The 6,961-nt window shown below is 64.7% G+C and carries 9 protein-coding genes and 1 tRNA gene; 5 read left to right on the top strand and 5 right to left on the bottom strand.

The window, feature by feature from the left end:
- The coding region (locus IQ16_RS40445; RefSeq protein WP_208751622.1) for an Hpt domain-containing protein at nt 1-362 on the bottom strand (362 nt) is incomplete at its 3' end.
- A gap of 199 nt (nt 363-561) precedes the next feature.
- Nucleotides 562-1,215, bottom strand: coding sequence for a histidine phosphotransferase ChpT (gene chpT, locus IQ16_RS40440; protein ID WP_026312619.1), 654 nt, complete (start codon nt 1,213-1,215; stop codon nt 562-564).
- A gap of 186 nt (nt 1,216-1,401) precedes the next feature.
- Here chpT and IQ16_RS40435 point away from each other — a divergent pair, with 186 nt between their 5' ends.
- Entirely contained in the window at nt 1,402-2,229 is an 828-nt protein-coding gene (locus IQ16_RS40435; protein WP_145832160.1) for a 3'(2'),5'-bisphosphate nucleotidase CysQ family protein, read from the top strand.
- Here the strand turns inward: IQ16_RS40435 and IQ16_RS40430 are convergent.
- Nucleotides 2,223-2,708 (bottom strand): YHS domain-containing (seleno)protein, encoded by a 486-nt coding sequence (locus IQ16_RS40430; protein ID WP_018646987.1) that lies wholly within the window; start codon nt 2,706-2,708, stop codon nt 2,223-2,225. The two genes, IQ16_RS40435 and IQ16_RS40430, sit on opposite strands and share 7 nt — an antisense overlap.
- Nucleotides 2,709-2,847: 139 nt before the next feature.
- On the opposite strand from IQ16_RS40430, the gene IQ16_RS40425 reads away from it, so the two are divergent.
- The 3 genes from IQ16_RS40425 to IQ16_RS40415 all read left to right on the top strand — a co-directional run bounded on the left by IQ16_RS40425 (nt 2,848) and on the right by IQ16_RS40415 (nt 5,102).
- Nucleotides 2,848-3,453 (top strand): DUF1134 domain-containing protein, encoded by a 606-nt coding sequence (locus IQ16_RS40425; RefSeq protein ID WP_018646986.1) that lies wholly within the window; start codon nt 2,848-2,850, stop codon nt 3,451-3,453.
- Nucleotides 3,454-3,569: 116 nt separating this feature from the next.
- Nucleotides 3,570-4,868: a coiled-coil domain-containing protein gene (locus tag IQ16_RS40420; RefSeq protein ID WP_018646985.1), complete on the top strand. Its 1,299-nt coding sequence runs from the start codon at nt 3,570-3,572 to the stop codon at nt 4,866-4,868.
- A gap of 159 nt (nt 4,869-5,027) precedes the next feature.
- A tRNA-Val gene (locus IQ16_RS40415) sits at nt 5,028-5,102 on the top strand.
- 166 nt (nt 5,103-5,268) lie between these two features.
- On the opposite strand, the gene IQ16_RS40410 is transcribed toward IQ16_RS40415, so the two are convergent.
- Nucleotides 5,269-5,607, bottom strand: a complete 339-nt coding sequence (locus IQ16_RS40410; protein ID WP_143279767.1) for a hypothetical protein — start codon at nt 5,605-5,607, stop codon at nt 5,269-5,271.
- Nucleotides 5,608-5,749: 142 nt separating this feature from the next.
- Here IQ16_RS40410 and IQ16_RS40405 point away from each other — a divergent pair, with 142 nt between their 5' ends.
- The gene (locus IQ16_RS40405) at nt 5,750-6,313 is read left to right on the top strand and encodes an ATP-dependent DNA ligase (RefSeq protein ID WP_309249058.1); all 564 of its coding nucleotides are present in this window, start codon (nt 5,750-5,752) and stop codon (nt 6,311-6,313) included.
- Here IQ16_RS40405 and IQ16_RS40400 read toward each other — a convergent pair.
- Nucleotides 6,273-6,734 carry a hypothetical protein gene (locus IQ16_RS40400; protein WP_051000400.1) on the bottom strand — a complete coding sequence of 154 codons (462 nt, stop codon included), beginning with the start codon at nt 6,732-6,734 and terminating at the stop codon, nt 6,273-6,275. The genes IQ16_RS40405 and IQ16_RS40400 overlap by 41 nt on opposite strands.
- Between the last annotated feature and the right edge of the window lie 227 nt (nt 6,735-6,961).

Below are 6,961 nucleotides of genomic sequence, written 5' to 3'. Positions count from 1 at the left end.
ATCGCTTCCAGCTTGTCGATGAGGTCGCGGTCGGTGCCTTCGGGCTCGGCTTCGGTCGCCTCGAGCCCGGCCAGAATCTCCTTGATGCGGTCGATCGAGGACAGGATCACCGTCACCGCCTCGGCGGTCACCGGCATGCCGTCGCGGAATTTGCCCATCAGCGTCTCGCCGGCATGCGCCAGCGCTTCGAGCCGCGGCAGCCCGAGGAAGCCGCACGTGCCCTTGATGGTGTGGACCAGGCGGAAGATGTTATCCAGGATCTTGGCGTTGTTCGGCTCCTGCTCGAACTTCACCAGCTGATTGTCGACGGTGTCCAGGCTCTCGCTGGTCTCCGTCAAAAACTCCCGCAACAGATCATCCATGAAAACAGGCCTTCATACAGGGAGGGCGCGCACGAGGCGTGATGCGCCATTTTCCGAATGGGGCCAGCTTCACCGCAAAGCGTTTAATAATGGTTGAGTATGTGGAAAAGAACGGAACCAACAAAGAGATAAGGCGCTCCGGACAAGCCGAAGCGCCTCGTAAAGATCCGATTAACCTCTGAGCGCGCGGTCCGCGCGTTTACGAAGCGGTAACGATGATGGCTTCGCCCTCGGGCTTGAGCGTCACGGTGAGCCCGCAGGCCTGCGCGAGCAGCCGCGTATAATAAGGCTGGATCGCGTGCGCATCCGCGGCAGGTCCCCGTTCGCCGCTCAGGAGCTCGGAGATGTTCTGCGGCAGGCGCGCATTGTGACCGGTCGCGGTGATGCGGAAGCTCATCGTCTCGCCCTCGCCGATCGGATCGACCGTCAGCATGCCGCCACGCGGGATCGTATGCTGGGAAACGACCAGCATGTTGAGCAGCAGCTTGACGCGATTCTTTGGCAGCAGGAGCCGTGGCAGATTCCAGGTGATCGAGCACTTGCCGTCCTCGATGTGGCCCTTCGCCATGGTCTGGGCATCGCCGAGGTCGATCTGGGCGCCGGACGAGCCGGCGGCACCGAAGGCGAGACGGCAGAACTGGAGGCGGGCGGAGGCGGTCTTGGCGCTCTTGCGAATCAGGTCGAGCGCGAACTCGCGGTCTTCCGGCTTGGGATCGTCGTCGAGCACTTCGAGCCCGTTGACGATGGCGCCGACCGGGCTGATGAGATCGTGGCAGACCCGCGAGCACAGCAGCGCGGCGAGTTCGAGCATATCGGGAGCAGTAGCGGTCGCGGGCGACGAGGCGTCAGACATATAATGGGGTCCTGGAGGGTTCCTGGAATTGCACGGCGCTGGACGCCGCGAATCACGCATGCTTGACGGATGCTGCGGGTTCTAACATTCGCCAGCCGGTGGCAGCTAGCTTGCGATAGGTTCGAAGCGGCCATAAAGGCCGTGGGCGAATCAACTGGGAAGGCAAGACTTGCCGATGAATGAGGCATGCAGGTGAGGATCATCGAGGTCGAGGCCGCATCCGGATTGATGGAGCCGCTCACCGCGCTGGTGGTAAAGGCGGGCGAAGCGATCCTTGCCGTCAACCGCGCGGCGATGCGGGTCGACGGCAAGCAGGACGGCTCGCCGGTGACCGAGGCGGACCTTGCCGCCGACCGCATCATCGCCGACGGCCTGGCCCAGCTCGCGGGCGACGTCCCGACGCTCTCGGAAGAGCGGACCCAGCTCGCCGCGCCGCCGTTCCAGGGCAGTTTCTTCCTGATCGATCCGCTCGACGGCACCAAGGAGTTCGTCGCCGGCCGTGACGAGTTCACCGTCAATCTCGCGCTGGTGACCCGGGGCGTTCCCTTGCTCGGCATCGTCAGCGCCCCCGCGCTTGGGCTGCTCTGGCGCGGCATCGTCGGCCGCGGCGCCGAGCGCTTGCGGTTTGACGGCGCGGCCATTGGTGACGCCGAGCCGATCCACACCCGCAAGCTGCCGGCACCGGGCGCGCCCTGGGTCGCGGCGGTGAGCCGGTCGCATGGCGATCCCAAAAGCGAAGCGTTCATCGACAACAGGCCCAACGCGCTGAGAAAGACCTGTGGCTCGGCCGTGAAATTCGGCCGGATCGCGGAAGGCAGCGCCGACATCTATCCCCGGTTCGGGCCGACCTCGGAATGGGACGTCGGGGCCGGCTGCGCGGTCGTGACCGCTGCCGGTGGCAGGGTGACCGACGGCAAGGGCGGCGAGCTCAGCTTCGGCCAGCGGCGCGATACCGGCTTCATCATCCCGGAATTCGTCGCCTGGGGCGACCCGCAGGCGGTAGGTTGCTACTGACTGAGCTGCTCCTGGAGCGCCGGCCACCGCTTGCCGACCTCATAGAGGAAGCGCTCCGGATCGGCGGCGAAGGCGTCGCGATTGGCTTCCCGGCTGAACAAATAAAGCCGCTGCGCCACGATCGCGAAGAAGCGCGGGTTGCCGGCATTGGTGACGCCGCGGGCGATGTCGGCGGGGTCATAGCCGCCAAACTGTGGACCATAGACCTCGGGATGGGCCAGGAAGGAGGCCCGGTTGCCCTCGTTCCGGAAGCGCCAGACCGCGCCCCAGAGGTTGGCCTCGAACTCGGCCGTGCCCTGCTCGGCGGCGCCGTCGACGAAATAGCCGACGGGGTCGAAACCCTCGATGGCGACGCCGCTGAACCGGTTGACGACGATCCGCTCGGTGGTGGCAGCCTGGGCCGGCAATCCCGGACAGGCGATCCAAATGGCCGCCAGTAGGCCGAGGAGACGGCCGATCAAGGCAATTCCGGGGCGCAAAGGGCTATCTTCCTGCCGTTGTGCCGTCATAGTTGCTGCGGATAACATCCGAGTCGAGGGGACATCCGGCGCAACCTAGGGCCGTGCCTGTTGGCGTCAGGTTAAGGAAGCGATCGGATTCGATACCAGGGGTTCTTTTATGACTTTCGCATCACGCCTTGCTGCGCTCGCGCTTGCCGCGATGGTCGGCTGGATCGTGCCGGCCTCGGCCCAGCAGGCGCCGCCGCCCAATCTGCCGCCGCCACAGCGCACCCCGACGCCCAGTACCTATGGGCCGGACGAGCTGGTGACGGCCGGCCACCGCTTCTTCGGCAACGTCTCGCGCGGGCTCGCCTCGATCATCGAGAAGGCGGTCAGCCAATGGGGTCTGCCGAACGGCTACATCCTGGGTGAGGAAGGCTCCGGCGCCTTCGTCGCCGGCCTGCGCTACGGCGAGGGCACGCTCTACACCAAGAACGCCGGCGACCTCCGCGTCTATTGGCAGGGCCCCTCGCTCGGCTTCGACTGGGGCGGCGACGGCGCGCGCACCATGACGCTGGTCTACAACCTGCCCGCCACCAACGCGATCTACCAGCGCTTCGCCGGCCTCGACGGCTCGGCCTACATCATCGGCGGCTTCGGCATGACGGCGCTCACTGCCAACAACATCGTGCTGGTGCCGATCCGCTCGGGGCTCGGCCTGCGGCTCGGCGCCAATATCGGCTACCTCAAATACACGCCGCGCGCGACCTGGAACCCCTTCTAGGGCTCCTTCCCATCCTGTGAGGGATCAAGGTTAACGACAGGCCGGGGCTGGCTTTTTGCCGGCCCCGCATGCATTGTCGTTGGTAAATTTTTCCTTAGCTTTGGGAGTTCTGGCCCATGGTCGAACCGATCATGTACCTGGCGATCGGTTTCCTGCTGGCGATGCTGTGCGGGCTTGCTATCGTGCCGCTGGTGCATAACCGCGCGGTCCGCCTGACCACGCGCCGGCTCGAGGCCGCCACCCCGCTGTCGATGGCGGAGATCCAGGCCGACAAGGACCAGCTCCGCGCCGAATTCGCCATGTCGGCGCGACGGCTCGAGATGAGCGTCGAGCAGCTCAAGAACAAGACCACGAGCCAGCTCGCCGAGCTCGGCAAGAAGAGCGATGCCATCAACCGCATGAAGATCGAGCTGGGCGAGAAGAACGCCACGATCTTCGCACTCGAAGCGCGCGAGAAGGCGGTGAAGGAGCAGCTCCGCGCCACCGAAGAGGAATTCGCTGCCAAGACGGAAAGCTTGCGCGGCGCCGAGAATGCGCTGACCGACAAGCAGCACGAGCTCGCCAAGATCAACTCCGAACTGTCCGACCGCTCGATGATGGCGGAGAGCCGCCAGGTCGAGCTGGTCGTGGTGCGCGCGCAGATCGAGGAGCTGAAGAACCGCGTCGGCGATGCCGAGAAGGAATTTGCCGCGACGCAAGAGCGCCTCGCGCAGGAGCGTACCGAATCCGAGACCGCCTCGCGCGAGCTCGGCGATGCGCGCGGCCGGGTCGAGAATCTGAGCCAGCGCGTCACCGACCTCGATCGCCAGCTGATCGTACAGGTCAAGGAGGCCGAGATGCTGTCGGGCCGCGTCGCCGACCTCGAGGGCCGCCTTGCGACGCAGGGCAAGCTGCTCGCCGAGCGCGACTACGAGAACAACCAGCTGCGCCAGGCCAACGAGACTTCCGAGCGCACCGCCAAGGAGCTGCGCGTCGAGATCGCCGCCCTGAGCGGCGGCAAATCGTCGGCTGCATTCGAGGGGCTGCGCGCGGAAAAGACCGCGCTGGAGGAGCAGCTCCGCTCCGCGCGCGACGAGCGTGCAAAACTCCAGCGTGACATCAACGCGATCCAGCAGCAGGCGGAAAGCTCCTGGGCGACCGAGCGGATGGAGAACGCGCTGCTGCGCGAGCGCATCAACGACATCGCCGCCGAGGTCGCCAAGCTGGCGATGCAGCTCGAAGGCCCGAACTCCCCGATCGAGGCGCTGCTGGCGGCCGAGGCCGGCCAGCCGCCGAAGCCGGTGCCCCGCCCCGCCAACGACGCCACGACCAATGGCGCGGCCGCAGCCACCCTGCCCGAGGGCGGCGGAACGCTGGCCGAGCGCATCCGCGCGCTCCAGGCCCACGCCTCCCGCGCCCGCCAGCAGGGCGCGTAAAGCGGGCCGAAAAGGCGGTTTCCCTGGCGAATTGCGTGATCGAGCAAGGTTTTCCGGATCCATGGCGCCTGGAAACTTGACACCTCAAGCCCGCACTTCTAAATCGCGGGCTCCAATGCGTCGGCCGGCCGAAAGTCCGGCCGCCTGCATGATGGTCCCGGGCGCATAGCTCAGCGGGAGAGCGTTCCCTTCACACGGGAGAGGTCCAAGGTTCGATCCCTTGTGCGCCCACCACGCAAGACCCTCAAATCACTCACTAATTTAGTCTGACACTGGGATGCCAGAGAGCGCTAAAGCGTTTCTGAGAGTAGGACAGAGTAAGAACATCCGTGCATTCCCGTGCATTATCCGTGCAAAATCCGCGCAGCTTGTTCTCTCGTTGTTCACACCCGCACCACAGTCAATTCGGGTTCTTGGCTTTATTCTTTGATTGCGGGGGCTCGGAATGGCGCTTCCGATAAAGCTCAGCTTGTTGTTTCTCAAACTCCAATTGGCGCTGAAGTTCGCGGTCGGTCGATTGTTGGAGTTGAAGACGCTGTTGCTCAAGCTGCAACTGCTGCATCTCAATCTGCTGCCTCTGAAGCTCCAACTGCTGAAGGTTGCCCATCGTGTCTAGCGCGGATGGGGCGGGACGATTGAGTTGATAGGACGACGTATCAACTTGGCATCGAGAAGCCTCGGTTCCGCCAACCAGTAAGCAAGATGCAGCAACCAACCGAGCATAGAATGCTCTTTTCATACCCGTTCCCCGCGCAGTTTCCTTAGGGAACATCCTAGATACCTCAGGTCTCTAGGCAAGCCTGATCAGGCGCGCCTCCGATCTCGTTTTTCGCCACGCGTGTGACTACATCCGGCACATGCAAAGGCGTTTTGAGTATTGCGTGCCGAAGGTCGCCCAGGTCGTCCCGACCGGTCCCGATTGGCTCCACGAAATCAAGTACGATGGGTATCGAGGTCGCATCGAGCGCGACGGCGACCGGGCCCGGCTGTTGTCCAAGTCGGGTCTCGATTGGGCGTGGCGCTACCCTCTGATCGTCGAGACCGCCCTGAAGCTCCGCTCCAAACACTTCACTATCGACGGCGAGATCGTCGTACTCGATGAGAGCGGCGTTTCGGATTTCGACGCCCTTCACGCCAACCGGAACAACGCGGCGGCGCGGTTCTACGCCTTTGATTGCATGGCGCTCGCCGGTGACGACCTGCGTGAGCTGCCACTGTTCGAGCGCAAGGATAGGCTCGCCCGGCTGATGCGGAACGAGGCCGCTGGCATCTTCGTCGCCACGTATGAGAGCGGCGAGATCGGCCCCGACCTGTTCAAGGCGGCCTGCAAGATGGGTCTCGAAGGCATCGTATCGAAGCACCGCGAGCGGCGGTATCGGCCGCGAACCTGCGATTGGCGCAAGGTCAAGAACCGCGCGCACCCTGCTTTCTCGCGGGAGTTTTAGGCGGCTCCGTCTGAGTGCCGGGCACGCAGAGGCAGATCAGGTTCGGCCGCCGCGTTGCACCGCTCCCGACACGACACTCTTGGCAGAACAGCACCTTCGCAAGCGTGTGGATCGGTTTCTCGCGCGGCCAGACCAGATCGGGCAAGGACACGCGCTCGAAGTGTCGGCAAGCCCCGCACTTCACTTCGAGCAACATGAAGCCCGCTTGGATCGCCGCCGCGATGGTGGGTGAAGGATCGGCCTCGCCGCCGAGGAAGCGCCGCGCGTTCCACTCTTCGCAGGCGAGCCGGTGCGCGGCCTCATAGGCAGCGGTCATCCGCACTTCCAACTCCGCGTGCAGCCGCTCGGTGCGCGCAAGCTCGCGAGCGTAGTGCTTGCGGTCGCCGCCAGAGAGCGGTGTCATGCGGATGATGCGGGCCATGTGCGAGCCTACCGCTGCACGCCCGTGAGTCCCAGCCGCTAGGGATCGTGGTTAAGAGACCGTCTAAACACAATGAGACCCGCGCGGGTCTCCCCGGCGGGTCTCTCAAAGCCGTGTCGCCCACGGCTCCCTTATCGTTCTCAAGGCATTCTTGCGGATCGCGGTCGTCGGAACGGTTGCGACACTGTTGCATTGCCGGGCGGGTACGAAGGCCGCCGTCAGAACGA

This window comes from Bradyrhizobium huanghuaihaiense (assembly GCF_007830635.1).
Taxonomy (GTDB): Bacteria; Pseudomonadota; Alphaproteobacteria; order Rhizobiales; family Xanthobacteraceae; genus Bradyrhizobium; species Bradyrhizobium huanghuaihaiense.
This window is presented reverse-complemented; position numbering and strand designations above follow the sequence as displayed.